Here is a 21308-nt window from a genome sequence, read left to right on the forward strand (position 1 = left end):
CGCCGGCCCGGCGCTCCTCAGGTCGCGAGGGGCCGCGGGCGGACGCGCGGGCGCGCGTGCTCGGAGGTGCTGCCGGTCGGCCGGTCTACACCCGGCGGACGCACAGGGACACGAGTGCTCTCGTGCCCGCGAGGGGCAGCCCCCGGCGGCGCCGCGGCGGACGGCGGCCGCCGACCGGGCGCGGCGCGGGGAGGAGCGGGCCGGCGAACGCGAAGACGCCGAGGCCCAGCAGGGCGGACGCGGAGAGGGACCCGCCGCGCTGGTCGGCCACGACGTCCGCGTCCTCGTCACAGGTGCCGTGCCCGTCGGCGTGCGGTGCGTCGGGGACGGGGACCGCGTGTGCGGCCGTCCCGCCCGCCGTGGGCGGGGAGGCGGCGGAGGCCTCGGACGGAGCCGCGTGCGGATGGCACAGCAGGACGGCCACGAGGCCCAGGGCCGACAGCACGACGAGGGCCGCCCTGGTCCAGAGCGGCCTCGTCGTCGTCGCGGTTGCCGTGGCCACGTCCACGAGGTTACCCACACCGTCGGCCCGTCCGGCGGCGCCCCCGGAGATCCGTCCCGGGGGCGCCGCCCCCGGGTACGACGCTCCACGGCCCCGGGGAGGGGCCCGCCGCGCGGGACGCGCCTCCCCGGAGGGACAAGCCCGACACGGCGCGCGGGCGGGAACGACCCGCCCCGCCCGGGCCTACTCGCCCCCCTCGGCCGGCTCGGGCGCCAGGTAGTTGCCGATGTATCCGAGGACCCCGAACACCGCGGCGGCGGTGACCGTCGGCACGAACAGCCACGTGGAGCTGGCGGTGATCCAGTCCGGCCGCTGGGCCACCACCCCGGCCAGCTGGCCGAGGACGAGGAGGCTCCCGAGGGCGAAGCAGGCCAGGAGCCCGAGCTTGAAGAGCGCGCGGACGACGGTGAACGCCCGAGACTTGACGGCGGTCATGTTCAGCCCCCCAGGACCGGTAGGAAGCCCCATCCGATGAGGCAGCCGATGAGGAAGATCGGGATCATGTAGTACGCGATCAGCGGCAGGAACGTGCTCTCGGGGCGCGCCCCGGTCAGGCCCGCCGCCACGAAGATCGACCCGGAGGCCGGCGGGGACGCCCCCTCCGTGGAGGCGAACACGAGGATGGCGACGACCGCGAGGAGCGGGTCCACCCCCACGCCCACCAGGGCCAGGAAGGAGATCTGGCCCACCGCCGTGAGGGTCGCCGTGGACGAGAGCGGCCCGGCGACCAGTGCCACCACCAGGCCGACCACGGCGACGAGCAGGAAGCGGTTGACCGGCAGGTCCGCGAGCAGCGCGTTGACGTCCCCGGCGAGCCCCAGCCGGCCGAGGATCTCGCTGGCCGCGATCGCGAAGAACAGCAGGGCGCCGATGGTGGCGAACTTGGGCATGGCACCGTCGAGCAGCGCCGACCAGCCCCGGATGTTCGTGGGCAGCCGGTCGCGCCCCGCGACGAGGGAGAACCCGATGATCATGATCGGGATCCAGGTCAGCAGGGAGATCTCGCCCAGCGCGTCGCCGACGGGGGTGGACGTCGAGAGGAAGTCGGCCACGGGGCCGATCGTGACGACGATGGGGATGAGGGCGCCCAGGAAGATCGACAGCGCGCCCGCGCCCTCCCTGAGCGACGTGCGCAGGGGGACGAGGTCCTGCCTGTCGGCCTTGGGGATGCCGTCCCTGCGGACGAAGTACATGACCAGGCCGATCCTGAGCAGGATCTGGTAGGCGCCGGCCGCCAGCAGGGCCAGGTAGACCTGGCCCGTGGTGACCATGCCGCCGGCGAACCCGACCATGATGACCATGGACGCACTGGGCGGCAGTGCGGCGCCCATGCCCCCGTTGCCCGCGAGGACCGTCGCCGCGCGGGTGGGAGTCCACCCGGTGCGCACCATCCACGGCCCGGTGAAGGAGCCGCTGGAGGCGGTGTTGGCGGAGTTGGACCCCGAGAGGGAGCCGAAGACCGCCGACCCCGCCGTGTCGATGAACGCGGGGCCGCCGCGGATGCGCCCGAAGACCGAGTTGAGGATGGCCAGGATCTTCTGGATGAGACCCGTGACGTCGATCAGGTGGGCCATGAACACGAACGCCAGGGCGGCGTAGAGCACGTCGTGGGTGAGGGCGTCGGCGAGCCCGCCCAGCAGGTAGGCGGGGGCCTGTGCTCCGGCGAAGAGCGCGGTGGTGATCATCCCGAGGAGCATCGCCTCGCCCATGTTCCTCTTGAACACGACGTTCCAGACGATGATCACGGCGATGAAGGCCGCGAGGGCTAGGAGTGCGGTGGGCATGGTGCGACCTTCGGGGGCGGGGTGGGCTGGTGCTGGTGGCGGCCGGTACCCGCGGGCTCCGCACCGGCGCGGGCCGTGGGGGCTGCGGAGCCGCTGACGACAGCGGGGGGCGTGGAGGCGGTGGGGACCTCGGACGCCGCGGGAGCCGGGAGGGCCGCGGAGAAGGCTCCGTCGGCAGGGAGGGCCGGAACCGCGGCGGCGGGGAGGGGGACGGCGGACGGGCCTGGGCGGCGTCTCATCCGCGTTCACCGCGGATGGCGTCGCGGCGGCGCGCCTCGTCCTCGACGACGGCCTGTGCGGCGCGGAGGGCCTGCTCGGCCTCCAAGCGCGGGACGACGAACACGCCGTCGCCGTCGGCGACGACGATGTCCCCGGTGGCGCAGACGGCGCCGCCCACCGCGATCGGCACGCCGACGTGGCCGGGGCCGTCCTTGTAGGGCCCTGCCGGGGAGACCCCGGCCGCCCAGACGGGGAAGCCGAGGTCGCGGAGCTCGTCGACGTCGCGGACCGCCCCGTCGACCACCATGCCGCGGATGCCGCGGTTGAGGGCGCGCTCGGCGATGAGCTCACCCAGCAGCGCGCGGGAGCGGTCCCCGCCGCCGTTGACCACCAGGACGTCCCCGGGAAGGGCCCGGCCGAGGGCCCGGTGCAGGGCCCGGTTGTCGCCGGGTCGCGTCAGGACGGTGAGCGCGCGCCCCGCGACACGGGCGCCGGGCCACACCGACCGGATGTGGGGGGAGACGAAGCCGAGGCGGTCGCGGCCGTCGCCGATGGCGGCGGTGGGGATCCCGGCGAACGCGTCGGCCAGGGCCCGCGTGTCGTCCTGGGCCCGGCGGGCCAGGGCCAGGTGGCGGTCGGCGGCACCGGCGCTGACCGGGGCGTCGACGCCCAGCCCCGCGAGGAGGTCGATGCTGGCCCGGAGCTCGTTGGACCTGCGCAGGGCGTGCAGGCGGGTCCCCTTGTTCAGACGGTCCAGGGCGGCCGGGCCCTCGGACAGGGCGTCGGCGATCTGCTCGCGCACCCAGGCCTCCTCGCCCGCGGCGGCGCCGGCGTCCACGGCCTCGGTGATGAGGGCTCCCAGGCCCTTCATGAAGACGCTGCGCAGCAGTTTGCGGCGCGTGGCGTCGCCGACCTCGCCGCCGATGGGCTCGGTCCCGGCGTCGACCGCGCCCAGCAGACGCACCGCGTCCCCGGAGGCCGCGCCGGACAGGAGCACCTTGGCCCTGGCCCCGAGCACCAGCACCGATCCGATGATCGCCCCGTCCACGACCCGCGCGGACGCGCCGAGGGCCTGCGCGACGCGGATCTTGGTCTCCGGCGAGGAGGCGTTGAGGTCCACGTAGACCGCGTCGTCGCGCAGTACGGGGCGGGCCGCGTCGGCGGCCGCGACCGCGTGCGCCGCCGTGGTGAGCCCGAGGACCAGGTCGGCTCCCGCGACGGCGTCGGCGGTGGAGTCGGCCCGCCCCACTCCGGCGGGGGTGGGCGTCTCGCCCGGGTCGTAGCCCGAGACCTCCCAACCCGCGGCCGCGAACGCCGCGGCGTAGGTGGATCCGGCTTCGCCCAACCCGAGGACGGCGACCTTCATCGTCACACCTTCTATCATTCAGTGATAGTTACTATTACCAATTGAGAGGAAGTGTGACCTGCGACGCTTCACGCTGTCAACCCGGTGGAAACCCGTCCGCTACCTTGGGAGCGAGGACCGAGCGGCGGAACCGCCGTGCCCGCCGGGGCCGCGGCCCTCACGAAGGCGTCGGAACGGCCCCCGGGACAAGCCGGAATCGCAACGGAAGGGCTGGGGACAGCGAGTATGGGAGCCCCGACCGGGACCGGGAACCAGGGACGCACGCTCGACCGGGCCCTGGACGTCCTGGAGTGCCTGGAGCGTGCGCGCGGGCCGCTCCGGCTCAGCGAGATCGCCAGGGAGAGCGACCTCCACCTGGCCACGACCCAGCGGACCGTCAACCAGCTCGTGCGGCGCGGCTACATCCAGCAGGACGGCCTCGGGTACTCGCTCGGTCCGGTGATCCTGTCCCTGGCCCACGCGTTCGTCGTCAACGACCGGCTCAGCACGGTCGCGACGCCGATCCTGACCGAGCTGTCGGCCTCGACCGGGCTGACCTCTTCGCTCTTCGTGCGCTCCGGCCCCGAACGCATCCTCGTCGCACGCGTGGACGGGGTGGACCCCCTGCGCTACCAGTTCCCCATCGGTCGCCGGGTCCCGCTGGACCTCGGCGGCGGCAAGGTCCTCCTCGCGCACGACGACGACGCGGAACTCGACGCCTACCTCGCGGACCTGCCCGACGCCCGCCTCGCGGACGGGCGGGTGCAGACCCCGGCGGACCTGCGCGCGGAGCTCGACCGCATCAGGGAGACCGGCTACCACCTGGCCGAGTCCGAACGCGAACTCGGCGCGCTCAGCCTCACCCGGCCCGTGCCCGGCCACGACGGGGGCGCGGCGGCGGCCATCAACCTGGTGACGACCGCGGAGACGACCACTCCCGAGGAGCTCCTGGCCCTCCTGCCCGAGATCTCACGCGCCGCCGGGGCCATCGGCGCCAGGATCTAGCGCGGCGGCACCGGCAGCCGGGCATGCGCAGGCCCCGGCCGCGTGATCGCGACCGGGGCCTGTGGACCGAACCCCTCAGCCGACCAGGGCCAGCAGGGCCGGAACGGTCAGGACCGCCACGTAGAAGCCCATGAACTGCACACCCGTGTGCATGTTGAGGAACTTGTTCAGGAGCCCTCCGACCAGGCCCACCGTGAGGGTCACGCCGACCGCGAGCAGCCCGCCCTCGTACAGGCAGATCACCATGATCAGACCGGCGAAGGCGCCGATGATCGCCTCGTGGGAGACCTTGCGCATCACGAACGAGGCGGCGCGGTGCGCGTAGGTCATCGCGAAGGGGTACGCCACGGCCGACGCCAGCGCCACCCCCAGCAGCCCGTACACGAGGAACTCGCTACCCGACAGCAGGTTGTGCAGGTTGTTCGTGGCACCGGTCTCGGTGTCCACCGTGTACACGGGCGGCGCGTTGAACAGCGGCGCGGCCGGGCCGGCGGCCATCGGCGAGAGCGGCAGGCCCAGCGCGATCAGCGGGATCAGCGTCTCGGCGATGTAGGTGGACTCGGTCGTGCCGTTGCGCACCGACATCACCGAGGTCAGCCGGTGGTAGCCGTTCTTGATGCGCGCGCCGGCGATCTCGCCCATCAGCACGGTCATGGCCACCGGGGAGAACACGAACGTCGCGCTGGAGACGCCGGCCGCCGCGCTCGTGTACCCCAGCTGCTTGCGGTCCAGCACCTTCAGCGGGTTGGGCAGCCGCCCCTTCCAGGTCCGGGTGTCCGGGGCCAGGTCGAAGGTGCGCGGCGCCTCCCGGCGCAGCGAGGCGCGCCCCGACGGCGACAGCGCCATGAGCAGGTCGGCGATCAGCGGACCGGTCGCGATGCCCAGGAAGAAGCTGATCGACAGGGACGTCCCGGTGGTGTTCGTGACGAAGGCCTGGAGGCCCACGACCAGCAGCACGAACGGCACCAGCGCCAGCACGGAGGCCAGGCGGCCCTTGGAGGTGTAGGCGATGAGCACGGCCGCGGCCACGAAGATCCACGGCGCCGCCCTGCCGATGGTGTCGGCGAAGGGGCTGAGCAGCCAGGCGAACAGGACCGCCAGCGGCACCGAGATGAACGCGGCGACCACACCGCCCGAGATGGCCTTGCGCAGCGCGATGTGCGGCACCCCGAGTTCGCGCAGCATCTGCGCGTCCCTGAGCATCGGCACCGCCATGGTGTCGCCGGGGATGCCCAGCAGCGTGGTGGGGATGGCGTGCGTGATGTGCTTGGCGACGATCCCCGCCATGAAGAAGGTGAACACCCCGGGCGCGGGGACGCCCAGCAGCACCACGAGCAGGGTCAGCGGGGCCACCGTCGCGGTCTCGTCGGTGCCCGAGACCAGTCCGATCAGCGCGAAGACCATCGCGCCGACCAGGCCCATGCCCAGGGCCCAGGCGGCGTCGGTGAGCAGTTCGGGGCTCATTCGGCCACCGTCCCGCCGCGGCGCTCGTGCTGCGCGCGCAGGTCCTCGTACAGGCCCAGCGCGCGGATCTCGTCCTGGACGGGGCCGGGCAGCTCGCCGGGGTCGCCCAGGGGCCCGTACTCGGCCTCGATGGCGTCCATCGCCTCCGAGCGGCCCTCTCGGGAGGACTGCTGCTCGGTGACCACGCGCTTGGGCGCGAAGAGGCGGGCGCCGACGAACCCGGCGATCAGGCAGCCGGCCAGGCCCACGAGCAGGGCGTAGGACCCGGACAGGGAGTCGTCGCCGGAGCCGCGGGAGAAGAAGAGGTCGGCGACCAGGTAGAGGGGGGTGGCGATGCCCACGCCGAGCGCGATCGCGCCGAGCGTGTGCCGGGAGTCGACGGTGTCGCCCCAGATCTCCAGAAGGTTGGACATGGTTGGTTCCGTTCACTGAGGGTGGCGGACGCGCGGAGGGCCCTGCGGCCCCGGGCGCCGCGCCGGGTGGGGGCGTGCGGGGGCGGCGGCTGCCGCGCCCCGGCACGGGGTCCGGTGCGTCACCGGCTCCGGATCTCGGCCAGGACGGCCTCGGCGCGGTCGTGCCGGAAGGCCTTCTCCGAGATCAGGACCGCCACGACCCGGTCCACCTCGCCGCCGGCGGCGCCGACGGCGATGGCGATGTTCTTCGCGTGCAGGGACATGTGCCCCCGCTGGATGCCCTCGCCCGCCAGGGCGCGCACGGCGGCGATGTTCTGGGCGAGGCCGACGGCGGTGACGAGTTCGCCCAGTTCCCGGGCCGTGGTCACCTCCGTGACGGCGATGGCCGCGCGCGCGGCCGGGTGGGAGCGGGTCGCCCCGCCGACCAGGCCGACCGGCATCGGCAGTTCCAGGGTGGCCACGATGTCGCCGTCCGCGTTCTTCTCGAAGGTGGACAGCGAGGAGTAGACGCCGTCGGCGTTCACGGCGTGGGAGTGGGCGCCCGCCTCGACCGCGCGGGTGTCGTTCCCGGTGGCCAGGACCACGGCGGACACGCCGTTCATGATGCCCTTGTTGTGGGTTGCGGCCCGGTACGGGTCGGCGGCGGCGAGCCGGTAGGCGTGGATCATGTCGTCCACGATCTCGGCCCCGCCGAGGGCTTCGGCGTCCAGGACGGCGCGGGCCCGGCTCAGCCGCAGGTCGGCCTTGTTGGTGAGGATGCGCAGCACGGCCCGGCCGCCCGCGATCTCCGCCAGGCGCGGGGCCACGGCCTCGGCCATGGTGTTGACGGCGTTGGCGCCCATGGCGTCGCGCACGTCCACGACCAGGTGCGCGACGACGTAGGTGGCGCCGGGCGCCTCGACGGTGCGCACGGTCAGGTCCAGGACCCCGCCCCCCACCTCGGCGAGCTTGGGGTCCTGCGCGGCGGCGAGGGCGATCAGCTCGTCGCGGGCCTCCAGCACCCGCAGCCGGGCCCCGGCCGGGTCGACGACGTCCACGACCTGTACCTGGGCCTGCATGACGGGTCCGGTGCTGCTGGTGGTGAAGCCGCCCCGCACCCGGGCGATCCGGGCGGCGTTGCTCGCCGCCGCGACCACGGACGGCTCCTCGGTGGCCATCGGCACCAGCACGTCCCGCCCGTTGACGGTCACGTTGGTGGCGATGCCGACGGGGATGCCCATGACGCCGACGACGTTCTCGATCATGTGCTCGGCGGCCTCCACGCCCAGCCCGCCCGGCTCCAGGGCGTCGAACACGGCGGGCTCCACGCCGCTCTCCCTCGCCACGGCCTCCCGGCGCTCCTGGACCGTGAGCGTGCGGAACCCGGTCAACCTGCTGTTCTGAGCCACTGCGTGCTTCCCCCGTGGAACGGGCACCGGTGTGCGGTGCGTCACTGCTGTCCGGTCCATGTAAGCAGCGAACGTCACACGGACGACATGTCCGGTTCAGACAACGGGGGCCGCGTTCACATGTCTGTTTCCTGCAGTGCGCAGCCGGTGGAGGCGCGCGGCGACGCCCACCCGGAACATCGGGTCGGGGGACCTCCAGTCCGGTCCGAGCAGGGCGGTCACCCTCTCCAGGCGCTGCTTGACGGTGTTGGGGTGCACGTACAGGGCCCGTGCGGCACGGGAGACGCTGCCGCCGCCGTCGGCGTAGGCGGCGATGGTCGCGGCCAGCTCGGTGCGGTGCTCGCGGTCCCAGTCGACGACGGGGCCGATCATCCGGTCGACGAAGGCGAGCGCCCGGGCGCCGTCGGTGCCGAACATCGCCAGGTAGGGGGCGTACTCGTCGGCCTCGTGCGCCCCGTCGGACACGCCCAGCGCGGGCAGGAGGCCGGCGCACTCCCACGCCTCGGCGAGGGCCGCGCCGATACCGGCCGGGCCGCTGACCCGGGAGGCGACCGCGAGCATGGGCCCCTCCTCCCGCGCGCCCCGGCTGCGGCGGACCTGGCGGGCCGCCTCGCCGGGGTCGCCTCCGGGGACCAGCACCGCCACGCCCTCCCCCTGGGCCGCGACCAGCCACCTGCGGCTGGCGGCGGACAGCGCGCGCAGCAGCGGATGGCGTGCCCGGTCGGGGACGGGCACCACCACCCCCGACCAGGGCTGGTCGAGGACGATGCCGCGTGCGGCGGCCCGCCGCTCCAGCGCGTCCATGTCGGCCGATCCCGAGACCAGGTCCAGCGCCAGTTCGCCCCGCACCCGCTCCTCCGCGTCGGTCAGGGCCTCGCGCTGCATGGTCAGCAGGGCCACGATCTGCCCCGAGCGCTCGATGGTGCGGCGCTCCACGTCGGTGAGCGGTGCCGGGCCGACGCCCACGAGCAGCAGGCCCAACAGCTCCGAGCCCGCGATCGCGGCGGCGACGACGTCCAGCCCCTCGGCGCCGACCGGGGCGCAGTGGCCCGAGGCCCGGCTGCGCTCGGCGGCCCGCACCGCCGGGGCCGACAGCCGCCCCCGCGTCCACCAGCGGCCGCCCCCCTCGGCGGTCGCGGCCACCGGCCGCAGCTCCCGGTCGGCGATGGCGACGGGCCGCCCCAGCGACTCGGCGAGCGTGGCCGCGACCTCGCGGGGGCCGTGGCCGGACAGCACCAGGGCGGTGAGCCGCTCGTGGACGCGGGCGGAGGCGTTCATGGCCTCCAGGTGGCGCTCAGCGCGGGACTGGGCGTCCTCGGCGCGGTCGGCGGCGTCGGTCACCGCCGAGAACAGCCGGGCGGTGTGCAGGATGACCGCGGCGTGGTCGGCGAAGGCCGACAGCAGCGCGATCTCGTCGCTGGCGAAGGAGCGCGTGGACCTGTCCGCGGCGAAGAGGACCCCGAGCACCTCGCCGTTGGCGGCCATCGGCACCCCGAGCAGGGACCGCAGGCGCTCCTCCCCCACGGCGGCGTCGATCTCGGGGTCGCGGTCGAGGTCGTGCTCCGCGCCGTAGTCGGCCGTCCACTGGGGCGACCGGGTGCGCACCACCCGGCTGGCGATGCCCATCCCCGCGGGGACGCGCAGCCCCTGGAAACGGGGGGAGACCGTGCCGCGGCTCGCGCGGACGAACAGCTCGTCGGTGCTCTCGTCGTAGACGGAGAGGTAGGTGACGTCGGTGCTGACCAGGTCGTGGGCGCGGTCCACGAGTTTGCGCAGCAGGGCCTGCACGTCGCGGACCTCGACCAGGTCGCGTGTGCTGGCGATGAGGGCGGACAGCTCGCCGTCGCGGCGCCGCAGCCTGCCGAACCCGGCGGCGGCCCGCTGCGCGCGGACGACCACCCCTTCCTCCACGGGCCCCAGGAGCGAGCGCACGTCCTCGGCGGAGAGCTGGTCGCCCGACTCCACCCGGGCCAGCAGGTCGACGACCGCGCGCTGGGCCCGGGGATCGAGTGGCGCGGGAGTGTCGTGCATCACGGAAGTATCGCATCTCCTCAGGTGGGAGGGCATACCGGCCGCTGCCGGGCCGCGCTCCGCGCTCCTCCGGGGCGCGTTCCCGCCCCCGTGCGCGGCTGGGCGGAGCCGGGCCGCGGGCCGCCTCAGACCCGCCGCCGGGCCGCCTGCGAGCAGCCGAGGAACACCCGCCACTCGTCGGCGGGAAAGGACAGGAACCCCGCCTCCCGGTTGCGGGCGTCGCGCACGTCGGCCCCGCTCTCGTGCTCACGGGCCTCCACGCAGTGGGACCCGCTCTCGGAGTAGGTGGACTTGTGCCAGGCGTTCACAGCATCCCCCGCAGGAACTCGACCGTGTGGCTCACGGGAAGTGCCATGCTCAGCGCGTCGCGGACCTTCCTCTCCAGGACGGCCGTCTCGGAGGGCTCCTGGTGCACGAAGTTTCCCCCTCCGTGGTCCGAGGACGCAATGACCGTCCCGTCGCGCAACCTGTACACCTGGACCGGCGCAACCGATGCAAGGTACAGGGAACCGTTCGGGAACACCTGTACGGAAGTCCGGCCGCGCGCCACCATGTGCAGGAGCGACTCCGCCTGCTCCTTCCTGACCGCTTCCGGCATCCATTCCAGTGCGAACTGCGGAAAAACCGCGGTGATCAGAGGATTGTTCCTTCCGACCAGCGCCTCGTGCCTACTCACCCGCAATTGCGACAAACGCTCTATTTCGTCGTCCGACTCGGTCGGACGCCCCGCACGGAACACCTCGCGCGCATAGGACAGGCACTGCACCAGCCCCGGAACGACCGACACCGTGACCGTGTCGATCGTCAACGCCTCGTTCTCCAGGTCCCCCAGCGACCGCATGAACGACGGGATCTCCGCCCCGGCCACCTCCAGGCGCCACTCCCGCAGCAGCGCCCCGTTGCCGCCGAGCAGGTCGCTCAGCTGCTTCACCCTGTCCTGGCGGGGGCGCGCCTTGCCGCTCTCCCACCGGGACAGGGTCGAGGCGGCGACACCGGAACCGAGCCTCTGGGCCAACTGGCGCTGCGTGTAGCCGTTCAATTCACGCGCCTTACGCAGAGATGTCCCGAAAATATTTGCACCCATGGTGGAAATTGAAGCACCGCGGTGCACATTCGACCACACGGACAGGGAGAAATTCCTATCGCTGGTGCGGCGAGGGGCTTCTCCACGATGCTGGGGACATGGACCGAACGAACCTGAACACGGACGTGTTCGCCAGGGCGGCAGAGGCCTTCATGGACCTGAGGGGGCTCGCCTTCACCGTCGAGTGGCGGCGCTTCCCCTGGACCCCCGGGGCCGAGGTCGACCGGGCCCTGGTGGGGCCCGCCTACCTGGGCAACGTCTCCATCGGCCTCAAGAACGGCTTCAGCTGGGGCTACCAGGACCGCGACGGCACCTGGCGCTACGTCCACCGCGACCGCCTCCACCTGCTGGTGGACTCCGTCGTCGAGCACCGCGCCGGCCACGCCCCGCCCCTCCCCCGCCGCAGCGACCGCCGGGTGGGCGGGGAGCACCGGGGCTGACGGGCGGGGCCCGGGAACGCACGGCCGTGGGAGCGCGCCCGCGCCCACGACCGCGACCGGGCACGGGCCCGCCCGGACGGACCGGACTCCGGCGGCCGGGAAACCGGACGTCGGGAGGCGCCCCGGCGGGACCACAGGACGCCCCCGGAGCCGCGACCGGCGGAGACGGGTCTACCATCGATCCGTCACGCCCGGACCCGCGCCCTGCCGCGGCAGGGCGCAACGGTACTACGGGAATCCACCTGAGGAGCCACACATGGGTATCGGAGCACGCGAGATCCTGGTTCTGCTCGTCATCGCGCTCCTGCTGTTCGGCGCGAAGCGTCTGCCCGCCCTCGCCCGCTCGCTGGGGCGCAGCGCACGCATCCTGAAGACGGAGCTCAAGGCCACCGACACCGGCGGGCAGCCCGGCGCGGACGCGGACCCCGGGACCGACCGCGCCCGGGAGTCGGACTCCGGCCCGTCGCCCCGGCAGGCCGTGGCGCACGCCGCGGCGCCGACCGGCCCTCCCCTGGAGGGCACGGTCGTCAGCCACCGCTCCGCCGACAGGTAGGAGCGGTTCCCGCCGCCCCGGCACGGGGTCGGTGCTCCCGGGGCGGGGCGCGGGAGGCCTCCGGGCGGCGCGCGGGCGAAGGGTGCGCGCACGGCCCGGAGGGGCCTCGGACGGTCTCCCCTCCAGGTGCGGGCGCCACCGCGGGGAGCGCGGGGTCAGCGGGGCGGGAGCCCCAGGTTCTCGCGGAGCGTCGCGCCGGTGTACTCGGCGCGCAGCGCGCGGCGCTCCTGGAGCAGGGGCACGACGCGGTCCACGAACTCGTCCAGCCCTCCCGGTGTGATGTGGGGGACCAGCACGAACCCGTCACTGGCGCGTTCGCGCACGTGCGTGACGATGTCCGCGGCCACCGACTCCGGGGTGCCCACGAACGTCTGGCGCGCGGACACCTCCACGACCAGGTCGCGGATGTTCAGCCGCTTGGCCTCGGCCAGCTCCCTCCACTCGCGCACCGTGGCCGCGGGGTCGCGAACCAGCCTGGTGCGGCCCCGGGTGATGCCGGTGTCCCCGGCCACCGGGTCGGCGTCCGGCAGCGGACCCTCCGGGTCGTGGTCGGACAGGTCCCTGCCCCAGACCGATTCCAGGAACCGGATCGCGGTCTGCCCGCTCACCTGCTGGTAGCGGACGTGCAGCGCCTTCTCGTCGGCCTCGGCCGCGGTGTCGCCGACCGTGTACGTGACGCCGGGCATGATCAGCAGCGACTCCGGATCGCGCCCGTGGGCCCTCACCCTCCGCTTCACGTCGGCGTAGAACGCCTTGCCCTCCTCGAACCCGCCGTGCCGGGAGAAGACGACGTCGGCCGAGGCCGCCGCGAAGTCCCGCCCCTGCGGGGAGTCCCCCGCCTGGATGACGACCGGCTGTCCCTGCGGCGCCCGCGGCAGGGTGGGCCGCGCCTCGATGTCGAAGAACCGGTCGTGGTGGCGGGCCGTGCCGGCCCCCGTGCCGCCTGCGCCCTCCCCCGCCGCGTCCCAGAACGCGCGGACGGCGCGCACGAACGAGGAGGCGCGCTCGTAGCGGTCGGCGTGGTCGAGGTAGCCGCCGCGCCGGAAGTTCTCGCCGGTGAAAGCGTCGGAGGAGGTCACCGCGTTCCACGCGGCGCGCCCCCCGCTCAGGTGGTCCAGGGTGGCGAGCTGGCGGGCGAGCTCGTAGGGCTCGTTGTAGGTGGTGCTGAGGGTGCCCGCCAGCCCGAGGTGGTCGGTCACCGACGCCAGTGCGGCGAGGACCGTGAGCGTGTCCGGCCTCCCCACCACGTCGAGGTCGTGGATCAGTCCCTGGTGCTCCCGCAGGCGCAGCCCCTCGGCCAGGAAGAGGTAGTCGAACCGTCCCCGTTCGGCGGTGCGCGCCAGGTGCTCGAACGAGGAGAAGTCGATCTGGCTCAGCGACGCCGGGTCGCTCCACACCGTCGTGTTGTTCACGCCCGGGAAGTGCGCGACCAGCCGCACCTGCCGGACCTCGGACTCACTGCCGCCCATCACGTTCTCCTTCGTCCGTCTGCGCCGTTCCCGCCCCAGCGGTCGTCCCCGCGCTCCGGCCGCGCCGGAGGCGCCGGGCCCTCCCGCGGCCCGGGACCTGCGCCCCGGCCGGGGGCGCGGCCCCCTTCCCCGCGCAGGCCTCCGGCTCCCGCGGCGGCGGGATCGGGCTCACCCCGAGTTCCAGTCCCATCCCGTACCGGTGTGCGGCCGCCTCGCCGTCCCCGGGCCCCGCCCCGCTCACGCGGGCGCGTAGCGGTTGGCGGGACGGGGCAGGCCGAAGCGGGCCCTCAGGGTGTCCTCTGCGTACTCCCCCCGGAACGCGCCCGACGCCCGCAGCAGCGGCAGCACCCGCTCCGCGAACACGGGCAGGTCCGCGGCGGCCGAGGAGGGCCTGACCGTGAACCCGTCCACGACCCGCCCCCACTCCAGGAGGGTCTCGGCCAGCGCCCCCGGGGAGCCGGTGTGGGTCAGCCCCGACAGCGCCCGCGAGGGTCCGGGCCGGTCCGGGTCGAGGAAGACGTTCACGTCGGCCAGCACCGGCACCCGTTCCGGGTCGCGCCCCGCCTCCGCCACCGCCTCGCGCACCCGGGCCCGGGACGCGCGGGCCCCGCCCAGGGTGGCGGGGGCCACGAGCACCACGTCGGCGGTGGTCGCGGCCGCGCGCAGCGACGGTTCGCCGTCGGCGCGCACCACGACCAGCGGGTGCCCCTGAGGCGGGCGCGGGGTGATCGAGGGGCCGCGCACGCTCCAGCCCGGGCCCTCGAAGTCCACGTAGTGCAGCCTCTCCCTGTCGACGAACCTCCCGGTGGCGGTGTCGCGGATCTCCGCGTCGTCCTGCCAGCTGTCCCACAGCCGCGAGGCGACGTCGGCGACCGCCTCCGCCTCCGCCCAGAGTGCGGCGTCCGGGGCGGTCCCCCGGCGCCCGACGGCCCGCGCGTCGGCCTCCGTGCGCGACACCTCCACCCGCCAGCCCGCCCGCCCCAGGCTCGCGTGGTCCAGGGAGGCCACCGCCTTGGCCACGTGGAACGGCTCGGTGTGGGTGGTGGTGACCGTCGGCACCAGGCCGATCCTGCCGGTCAGCGGGGCGACGGCGGCCAGGGTGAGGAGGGCGTCGGGCCGGTCGGCCCCGGTGAGGGAGTCGTCCAGCGCCACGAAGTCGAGGGCGGCCTCCTCGGCGAGGCGCGCCGCCCCGGCATACGAGGCGAGGTCGAACGGGTCCTCCACGCCGTCGAGGGCGGCGCCGATGTGCAGTGGGTAGGGCATGGTTCAGCTCCTGGGAAGGCCGGGCGGGTTGGTCTCGGACTCGGTGACGGCCTCGCCTCCGACGGCCCAGCGCTCCAGCGCCTCCTGGTACTCGCCGCCCTCGATGACGTGGTCGAGGGCGGCTTCCAGCGCCGCGACGAGGCCGTTGTCCTTGAGGGTCATCGCGGCGATCTCGGCCCTGATCTCACCGCCGCCGGAGACGGTGCCGACGATCTCGGTCTCCTCGGCGACCTCGACGTGGTAGGCGGCGCTGGGTGTGGGGCCGAGGTAGAGGTCGATGCGCCCGGACCGGAGGGCGAGGTAGTAGTCGCTCGAGTTCTCGTAGTACTGGAGGTCGAGGGGCTCCAGCCCCGCCTCCCGGTTCTGCTCGTCCCAGCGCAGGAGGATCTCCTCCTGGTTGGTGCCGGAGCTGACCGCGACCGAGAGTCCTGCCACGTCCTCGGGCCCGGCGACCTCCCCGATGCCGCTGTCGACGCTGCTCTCGAAGGAGACGGTGTCCACCCGGTAGGTGGCGAAGTCGTAGAGGTCCTTGCGCTCCTCGGTGACGGTGACGTTGGATAACGCGGCGTCGAACCGTCCGCTCTCCACGGAGAGGAAGAGGTTCTCCCAGCCGGTCGCCTCGGGGACGTACTCCAGGTCCAGGACGTCGGCGACGAGCTGGGCGACGTCGGTCTCCACCCCGATGACGGTCTCGTCGTCGTCGGCGTAGAACGCCAGGGGCGGCGCCCCGCCGCTGGAGTGGCCCACGTTCAGCTCACCGGACGCCCGGATCCCGTCGGGGACGAGCGCGGCGATCTCGGGAACGGCCTCCGCCCGGACCCGGTCCTGGTCGGGGGTGAGGTTGAAGGGGCTCCCCTCCCCCGCCCCGTCCGCCGCGGCGGCGCCCTCCCCGGGGTCGGCGCACGCGCTGAGGGCCAGGGAGAGGGCCGCGAGGGCGGCCAGAACGGCGGGGGCCCTCGTGGAGGGGGCGGGGGTCGGGGTCGGCATGGGGCTCCTCGGGGGGGCGGGTCCCGTGTTCGGACGGGAACGGGCGGCGGGAGGACGGCGGTGTGCGGTGCGGGCGGTGGGGGTGGGGCACGGGACCGCCCCACCGGTCAGAGGACCTTGTCGAGGAAGGCCCGGGTGCGCTCGTGGCGGGGCGCGTCCAGCACCTGCGCGGGCGGCCCGGACTCCACGACCCGTCCCCCGTCCATGAACACGACGGTGTCGGCGACCTCGCGGGCGAACCCGATCTCGTGGGTGACGACGACCATCGTGGTCCCGGCCGCCGCGAGGTCCCGGATGACGTCGAGGACCTCGCCCACCAGTTCGGGGTCGAGGGCGCTGGTGGGCTCGTCGAAGAGCAGGACCTTGGGGCGCAGGGCCAGGGCCCGGGCGATCGCGACCCGCTGCTGCTGGCCTCCGGAGAGCCGCCGCGGGTGGACGTCCGCCTTGTCGGCCAGCCCCACCCGGTCCAGCAGGGCACGAGCCTCGGCCTCCACCTCGGCGGCGGGGCGCCGGAGCGCGAACCGGGGGGCCTCCACGACGTTCTCCAGGGCGGTCAGGTGGGGGAACAGGTGGAAGTTCTGGAACACGAAGCCGATGGCGGCGCGCTGGCGCAGGATCTGCCGTTCCCTGAGCTCGTGCAGGACGCCGCGGCCGCGGCGGTAGCCGATGAGCTCGCCGTCGACGGCGACGTAGCCGCGGTCGGCGCGTTCGAGGTGGTTGACGCAGCGCAGCAGGGTGCTCTTGCCGGAGCCCGAGGGGCCGAGCACGGCGGTGACGTGCCCTGCCCCGACGGTCAGGTCGACGCCGCGCAGCACCTCCAGGGCGCCGAAGCTCTTGTGGACGCCGCGCACCTCCACCATGGGAGTGCTCACGGGGTTCCTCCTCTCGGCGCCGGTCCGCCGCGCGCCGTCCGGCGGGCGAGGGCCTCCCCCGCCGAGCGGAGCCGCTGGAGCGGTGTGGGCGGCAGGACGCGCACGGAGCCCTTGGCGTAGTGGCGCTCGACGTGGAACTGGGCGACGGACAGCAGCGTGGTCAGGACGATGTACCAGAGGGTCGCGACCATGAGCAGGGGCACCACGTCGCCCGTCCGGTTGTAGATCACCTGCACGCGGTAGAAGAGCTCGCCCAGCGCCATCACGTACACCACGGAGGTGCCCTTGAAGAGGCCGATGACCTCGTTGCCGGCGGTCGGCATGATCGTGCGCATGGCCTGGGGCAGGATGATCCGGCGGACCTGGCGCCCCCGCGGGAGGCCGAGCGCGGCGGCGGCCTCGCGCTGGCCCTGGTCGACGGAGAGCACGCCGGAGCGGACGATCTCCGCCGCGTAGGCGGCCTGGTGCAGGGCCAGTCCCAGGACCGCCGCCGTCATGGGGCTGATGAGCTCCATGGTGGGAAAGGTGACGAACGCCGGGCCGAACGGGATCCCGAAGGACAGCCGGTCGTACAGGATCGCCAGGTTGTACCAGAACAGCAGCTGGACGATGAGGGGGATCGACCGGAACGCCCACACGTAGACCCAGGCGACCCCGGCCAGCAGGGGGCTCCGGGAGAGCCGCATGAGGGCGAGGACGCCGCCGATCGCGAAGCCGATGACGGTGCCGTAGACCGTGAGCCGGACGGTCAGCCAGAGGGCGTTGAGGATCGACTCGGCGAACATGTACTCGGCGACGACGTCCCACTTCCACGCCGGGTTGGTGACGAGCATGTTGAGGAACATCGCGGCCAGGACGGCGACGACGGCTCCGGCCGCCCAGCGCAGGGGGTGGGGTGCGGGCCGGACGGGGAGTCCCGCCAGGTCCACCGGGTCGCTGCCGCCGCCGGCGGGCGGGGCGGCCTCTGCGGTCGTCGGGGCGCTCACCTCCCGTCCCCCCTCCGGAAGGGGCCCGTGCAGGAGTGGAGGGGGCCGCGGCCGGGTGCGGCGGGAGGGACGGGCCGCGGGGCGTCCTCGGCGGTGCGCGCCGTCCGCGGGGCCGGGGTCGGCCGGTCCGGGGCGGCGCGCCGGGCCTCCGGACCGCGCGCCGCGGTTCCCGTCCCCGGGTGCCACGGGCGCTGCGGGAACGGGGGCAGCTCCTTGCCGAAGGCGAGGGGTCCGACGCTCTCGGGGTCGGCCGCGACGTCGAAGCCCGGCGTGTACCCCGCGGCGAGGTAGAGCCCGCGCGCCTCGGGCTGGCGCGGCCCGGTGGTGAGGTGCACGCGCCCGTACCCGGCCGCGGCGGCGGCCCTCTCCAGGGCGGCCAGGACCAGGCGCGCGTAGCCGCGCCGCCGGTACGCCGAGGCGGTCCACATGCGCTTGACCTCGGCCGTCCGGTCGTCGTAGCGGCGGAAGGCGCCTCCGGCGACGGGCCGCCCGCCCAGGAGGAGCAGCAGGAGCAACCCGTGCGGCGGGGCGAAGTCGGAGACCGGGAACCGGGTCATCTCGTCGCCCGCCGCGCTGCCGTAGCGCGCGGTGTACTCGCGGCGGAGCTCGTCCACCAGCGGTGCGGCCAGGGGATCGTTGATGCGCGCGGCCCGGAGGACGGTGGTCTCCGGCGGCGCGGGCCGTTGTGGACCCATGGGCGGCCTCGCTCTCGCTGTCGTGCGGCCCGTGGGGGCGGGGCTCGGGCCGCCCTCGAATTCTCTTTCCCACAAAACCCATATGTCAAGTAGGAAAAGTAGGCATAGAGGGCCGGCGCCCGCGCCGGGGCGACCCCGGGAGGCCGCCCCGGCTCACTCCGCCCACGGGCTGCCCAGGACGGCCTCCACGAAGTCGTCCCGCACGAAACCCGGGACGTAGTGGGCGAGCACGTCGGCGTTGACGGTGCCGAAGACGGTGCGCGGCCGGTGGGCGTTGCCGTGTGTGAACTCCGCCAGGATGCGCCGCTTGAAGTCCGGGCGCGGGTGCGCCCCGGTGACGGCGCCGATGTCGTCCGCTGCCAGGTCGTTGAGGCCCAGCCCCAGGACGTCGGTCTCCACCCCGGCGGTCACCAGGGCGATCTCGGGTTCGAGGAACTCCGGCACGCCGGGCGTGGTGTGCAGGGCGATCCCCAGCCACACCTTGCGCGCGTCGCCCTCCGAGCACCCGTGGTCCAGCAGGAACGCCCGCGCGGCGTCGGCCCCGTCGACCTCGAAGCGCCGGTCCGCGCTGCCGTACCCGGCGGTCAGCCCCAGGTCGTGGAACATCGCGCCGACGTAGAGGAGTTCGGGGTCGGCCTCGATCCCGCGGCTGCGCCCCTGGAGCGCGCCGAAGAGGAAGACCCTGCGCGAGTGGTGGAACAGGAGGTCGTCCACGGCGCCGCGGACCAGCGCGGTCGCGTCGCGGACGAGTTCGGTGTCGGGTACGGCCACTCCGGCGACGGTCTCGGCCATGTCGGTCCTCTCGGGTCGGGGCGCTCCTGCCCATCGTGATCCCGTCGGGAACCCCGCGCCACGTCCGCGCGGACGTGTCGCCCGCCGATCGCCGGAGCGGCCCCGCGGTCCGGCCGGGGACCTCCGCTCCCGCGCGCCCCCGCCCGGGGGCTACGCGCGGGGGGCGCCCGCGGCGATGCGGTCGAGCCATTCGCGCAGGAGGGCCGACTCCGCGCCGGTCAGCGCGTCCGAGCCGTCGGACAGCAGGGCGGCCAGCCGCAGAGCGGCGGCGCCCGCCCCCGGCTCCGCGGGGTCGTCGTCCCCGGGGACGGGGTCCTCGGTGAGCAGGCCGGCGAAGACGGCGTCACGGACGCGGTGGGACAGGCCGGGGTCGGTGTAGACGTCGGGCTGGCTGACCATGCTCAGGGCGACGCCGACGTTGGCGGACATGATCGCCTGGGCGGCGCGGTGGGGCCCGACCCGCAGGCGACCGGCCGCCGCACAGCGGACGAGGGTCCGCTCCAGCAGGGAGAACGCCTCCTTCGACGCACCCGGCACCTGCGCGAGGTGCGGGGAGAACATCAGCCGGTAGACGGCCGGGTGGGCCAGGGCGAAGCCGTTGTGCGCGTCCCATCCCCGGCGCAGGTCCGCGACGGGGTCCTCCGTGTGCCCGGCCGAGCGCTTGGCGCCCAGGTAGCGCTCGAAGCCGTAGTCCACGAGCGCGCTGAGCAGACCGTTCTTGTCCCCGAAGAGCCGGTAGAGGACGGGGGCGCCCACACCGACGGCCTCGCACACCGCCCGGGTCGCGATGTCCCGGTCGGGCGAGTCGTCGAGCAGGCGTTCGGCCGCTTCGAGCATCTGCGTGCGCGTGTCCACGTGCCGAGGATAGCCACTCCGCGCACCCGCGCGCCCCCCTGGCGATACCAGAGTTACGTAAAACACGTATCTCGGGTACGCTTCTGATGTTATCGTCGATAACAGGAAATCGGAACACCGATACAAGCCAGGGGAAGCACCATGGACACCCAGAACACCCACCGGGTCGCCCTCGTCACCGGGGCCTCCGGCGGCATCGGGCGCGCCGTCGCCGAACGCCTCGCCCGCGACGGGATGTCCGTCGTGGTGCACTACGCGGGAAACGCCGGACGCGCCGAGGAGACCGTCGCCTCCATCACCGGCCGGGGCGGCCGGGCCCTCGCGGCCCGTGCCGACGTCGCCGACGCCGACCAGGTCGAGGCGCTCTTCGACACCGCGGAGAGGGCCTTCGGCGGGGTGGACGTCGTGGCCCACACGGCCGGGGTGCTCAGGCTGGCCCGGGTCGCGGAGCAGGACCTGGACGACCTCGACGACCTCCTGCGCACCAACGTGCGCGGCACGTTCGCGGTCGCCCGCGAGGCGGCCCGCCGCGTCCGCCGGGGAGGAGCGGTCATCACCTTCTCGTCCTCGGTCGTCAAGCTCGCCTTCCCCGGCTACGCGGGGTACGCGGCGAGCAAGGCCGCCGTGGACGCCCTCACCCCGGTCCTCGCCGGCGAACTGCGGGGACGCGACGTCACGGTCAACGCCGTCGCCCCCGGCCCCACCGCCACCCCGCTGTTCCTGGAGGGCAAGGACCGGGAGACCGTCGACCGGCTCGCCGCCCAACCCCCGCTGGAGCGCCTGGGCCTGCCCGAGGACATCGCCGAGTCGGTCGCCTTCCTGGCCGGCCCGGGGCGCTGGATCAACGGCCAGACCGTCTACGCCAACGGCGGCATCGCCTGACCCCCGGCGGCCCCCGGCCCGGGCGTGCGCGGACCCCGCACCGCCCGGGGACGGGCGCCCCGGCGGCGCGCGAGGCGGAGCCGGCGGCGGGCAGTCGGCGGACCCGGTCCGGGCGGACCCGCCATGGCCCGAAGCGGCCAGGAGAGCGGCGGGCAGACCCGGCCCGGAGAGGCGGCCACGGCCGGACCCACGGGCCCGTTTCGCCCAGGAAGCTCCGTGATTGGTGAAATCGCCGTAAACGTGCGCCAAGTCGCCCGTGGGCCGCCCCGCACCGCACCC

Annotated in this window: 22 protein-coding genes; 4 read left to right on the forward strand and 18 right to left on the reverse strand. The window is 74.4% G+C overall.

Going from position 1 to position 21308, the window contains the following annotated elements:
- Positions 1-85: 85 nt before the first annotated feature.
- The 4 genes from OUQ99_RS21710 to OUQ99_RS21725 form a co-directional block, all read right to left on the reverse strand.
- A complete protein-coding gene (locus OUQ99_RS21710; RefSeq protein WP_267945640.1) occupies positions 86-502 on the reverse strand; it encodes a hypothetical protein in 417 nt (138 codons plus the stop codon).
- A 183-nt stretch (positions 503-685) separates the two neighbouring features.
- A complete protein-coding gene (locus OUQ99_RS21715) occupies positions 686-937 on the reverse strand; it encodes a hypothetical protein (protein ID WP_267945641.1) in 252 nt (83 codons plus the stop codon).
- A 2-nt stretch (positions 938-939) separates the two neighbouring features.
- Entirely contained in the window at positions 940-2286 is a 1347-nt protein-coding gene (locus OUQ99_RS21720; RefSeq protein ID WP_267945642.1) for a TRAP transporter large permease subunit, read from the reverse strand.
- Between the two features lie 235 nt (positions 2287-2521).
- Complete coding sequence (locus tag OUQ99_RS21725) at positions 2522-3889, reverse strand: NAD(P)-binding domain-containing protein (protein WP_267945643.1); 1368 nt, start codon at positions 3887-3889, stop codon at positions 2522-2524.
- Between the two features lie 207 nt (positions 3890-4096).
- Here OUQ99_RS21725 and OUQ99_RS21730 point away from each other — a divergent pair, with 207 nt between their 5' ends.
- The gene (locus OUQ99_RS21730) at positions 4097-4855 is read left to right on the forward strand and encodes an IclR family transcriptional regulator (RefSeq protein WP_267945644.1); all 759 of its coding nucleotides are present in this window, start codon (positions 4097-4099) and stop codon (positions 4853-4855) included.
- Positions 4856-4930: 75 nt separating this feature from the next.
- Here the strand turns inward: OUQ99_RS21730 and OUQ99_RS21735 are convergent, their stop codons facing one another.
- The 6 genes from OUQ99_RS21735 to OUQ99_RS21760 form a co-directional block, all read right to left on the reverse strand.
- Positions 4931-6319, reverse strand: a complete 1389-nt coding sequence (locus OUQ99_RS21735) for a tripartite tricarboxylate transporter permease (RefSeq protein ID WP_267945645.1) — start codon at positions 6317-6319, stop codon at positions 4931-4933.
- Complete coding sequence (locus OUQ99_RS21740; RefSeq protein ID WP_267945646.1) at positions 6316-6732, reverse strand: hypothetical protein; 417 nt, start codon at positions 6730-6732, stop codon at positions 6316-6318. The genes OUQ99_RS21735 and OUQ99_RS21740 overlap by 4 nt, the downstream gene beginning before the upstream one ends.
- Before the next feature lie 119 nt (positions 6733-6851).
- Positions 6852-8120, reverse strand: coding sequence for a hydroxymethylglutaryl-CoA reductase, degradative (locus tag OUQ99_RS21745; RefSeq protein ID WP_267945647.1), 1269 nt, complete (start codon positions 8118-8120; stop codon positions 6852-6854).
- 96 nt (positions 8121-8216) lie between these two features.
- Positions 8217-10151: a helix-turn-helix domain-containing protein gene (locus OUQ99_RS21750; RefSeq protein ID WP_267945648.1), complete on the reverse strand. Its 1935-nt coding sequence runs from the start codon at positions 10149-10151 to the stop codon at positions 8217-8219.
- 125 nt (positions 10152-10276) lie between these two features.
- Positions 10277-10459, reverse strand: coding sequence for a DUF397 domain-containing protein (locus tag OUQ99_RS21755; protein WP_267945649.1), 183 nt, complete (start codon positions 10457-10459; stop codon positions 10277-10279).
- Positions 10456-11235, reverse strand: coding sequence for a helix-turn-helix domain-containing protein (locus OUQ99_RS21760; protein ID WP_267950440.1), 780 nt, complete (start codon positions 11233-11235; stop codon positions 10456-10458). Before OUQ99_RS21760 ends, OUQ99_RS21755 begins: the two co-directional genes overlap by 4 nt.
- Before the next feature lie 98 nt (positions 11236-11333).
- On the opposite strand from OUQ99_RS21760, the gene OUQ99_RS21765 reads away from it, so the two are divergent.
- A complete protein-coding gene (locus tag OUQ99_RS21765) occupies positions 11334-11675 on the forward strand; it encodes a hypothetical protein (protein WP_267945650.1) in 342 nt (113 codons plus the stop codon).
- A 256-nt stretch (positions 11676-11931) separates the two neighbouring features.
- Complete coding sequence (locus OUQ99_RS21770; RefSeq protein WP_267945651.1) at positions 11932-12228, forward strand: twin-arginine translocase TatA/TatE family subunit; 297 nt, start codon at positions 11932-11934, stop codon at positions 12226-12228.
- 155 nt (positions 12229-12383) lie between these two features.
- Here the strand turns inward: OUQ99_RS21770 and OUQ99_RS21775 are convergent, their stop codons facing one another.
- The 8 genes from OUQ99_RS21775 to OUQ99_RS21810 all read right to left on the reverse strand — a co-directional run bounded on the left by OUQ99_RS21775 (position 12384) and on the right by OUQ99_RS21810 (position 20147).
- The gene (locus OUQ99_RS21775; RefSeq protein WP_267945652.1) at positions 12384-13697 is read right to left on the reverse strand and encodes an NtaA/DmoA family FMN-dependent monooxygenase; all 1314 of its coding nucleotides are present in this window, start codon (positions 13695-13697) and stop codon (positions 12384-12386) included.
- A 237-nt stretch (positions 13698-13934) separates the two neighbouring features.
- Positions 13935-14960, reverse strand: a complete 1026-nt coding sequence (locus OUQ99_RS21780) for an LLM class flavin-dependent oxidoreductase (RefSeq protein ID WP_267945653.1) — start codon at positions 14958-14960, stop codon at positions 13935-13937.
- A gap of 3 nt (positions 14961-14963) precedes the next feature.
- The gene (locus OUQ99_RS21785) at positions 14964-15947 is read right to left on the reverse strand and encodes an ABC transporter substrate-binding protein (RefSeq protein ID WP_267945654.1); all 984 of its coding nucleotides are present in this window, start codon (positions 15945-15947) and stop codon (positions 14964-14966) included.
- A gap of 107 nt (positions 15948-16054) precedes the next feature.
- Complete coding sequence (locus OUQ99_RS21790) at positions 16055-16807, reverse strand: amino acid ABC transporter ATP-binding protein (protein WP_267950441.1); 753 nt, start codon at positions 16805-16807, stop codon at positions 16055-16057.
- 8 nt (positions 16808-16815) lie between these two features.
- A complete protein-coding gene (locus tag OUQ99_RS21795) occupies positions 16816-17805 on the reverse strand; it encodes an amino acid ABC transporter permease (RefSeq protein ID WP_267945655.1) in 990 nt (329 codons plus the stop codon).
- The gene (locus OUQ99_RS21800) at positions 17802-18500 is read right to left on the reverse strand and encodes a GNAT family N-acetyltransferase (protein ID WP_267945656.1); all 699 of its coding nucleotides are present in this window, start codon (positions 18498-18500) and stop codon (positions 17802-17804) included. Before OUQ99_RS21800 ends, OUQ99_RS21795 begins: the two co-directional genes overlap by 4 nt.
- A 153-nt stretch (positions 18501-18653) precedes the next feature.
- Complete coding sequence (locus OUQ99_RS21805; RefSeq protein ID WP_267945657.1) at positions 18654-19292, reverse strand: HD domain-containing protein; 639 nt, start codon at positions 19290-19292, stop codon at positions 18654-18656.
- Between the two features lie 150 nt (positions 19293-19442).
- Positions 19443-20147, reverse strand: a complete 705-nt coding sequence (locus OUQ99_RS21810) for a TetR/AcrR family transcriptional regulator (RefSeq protein ID WP_267945658.1) — start codon at positions 20145-20147, stop codon at positions 19443-19445.
- Positions 20148-20288: 141 nt separating this feature from the next.
- On the opposite strand from OUQ99_RS21810, the gene OUQ99_RS21815 reads away from it, so the two are divergent.
- Positions 20289-21029: an SDR family oxidoreductase gene (locus tag OUQ99_RS21815; protein ID WP_267945659.1), complete on the forward strand. Its 741-nt coding sequence runs from the start codon at positions 20289-20291 to the stop codon at positions 21027-21029.
- Positions 21030-21308: the final 279 nt, after the last annotated feature.

This window comes from Streptomonospora nanhaiensis (assembly GCF_026642255.1).
Lineage (GTDB): Bacteria > Actinomycetota > Actinomycetes > Streptosporangiales > Streptosporangiaceae > Nocardiopsis > Nocardiopsis tropica.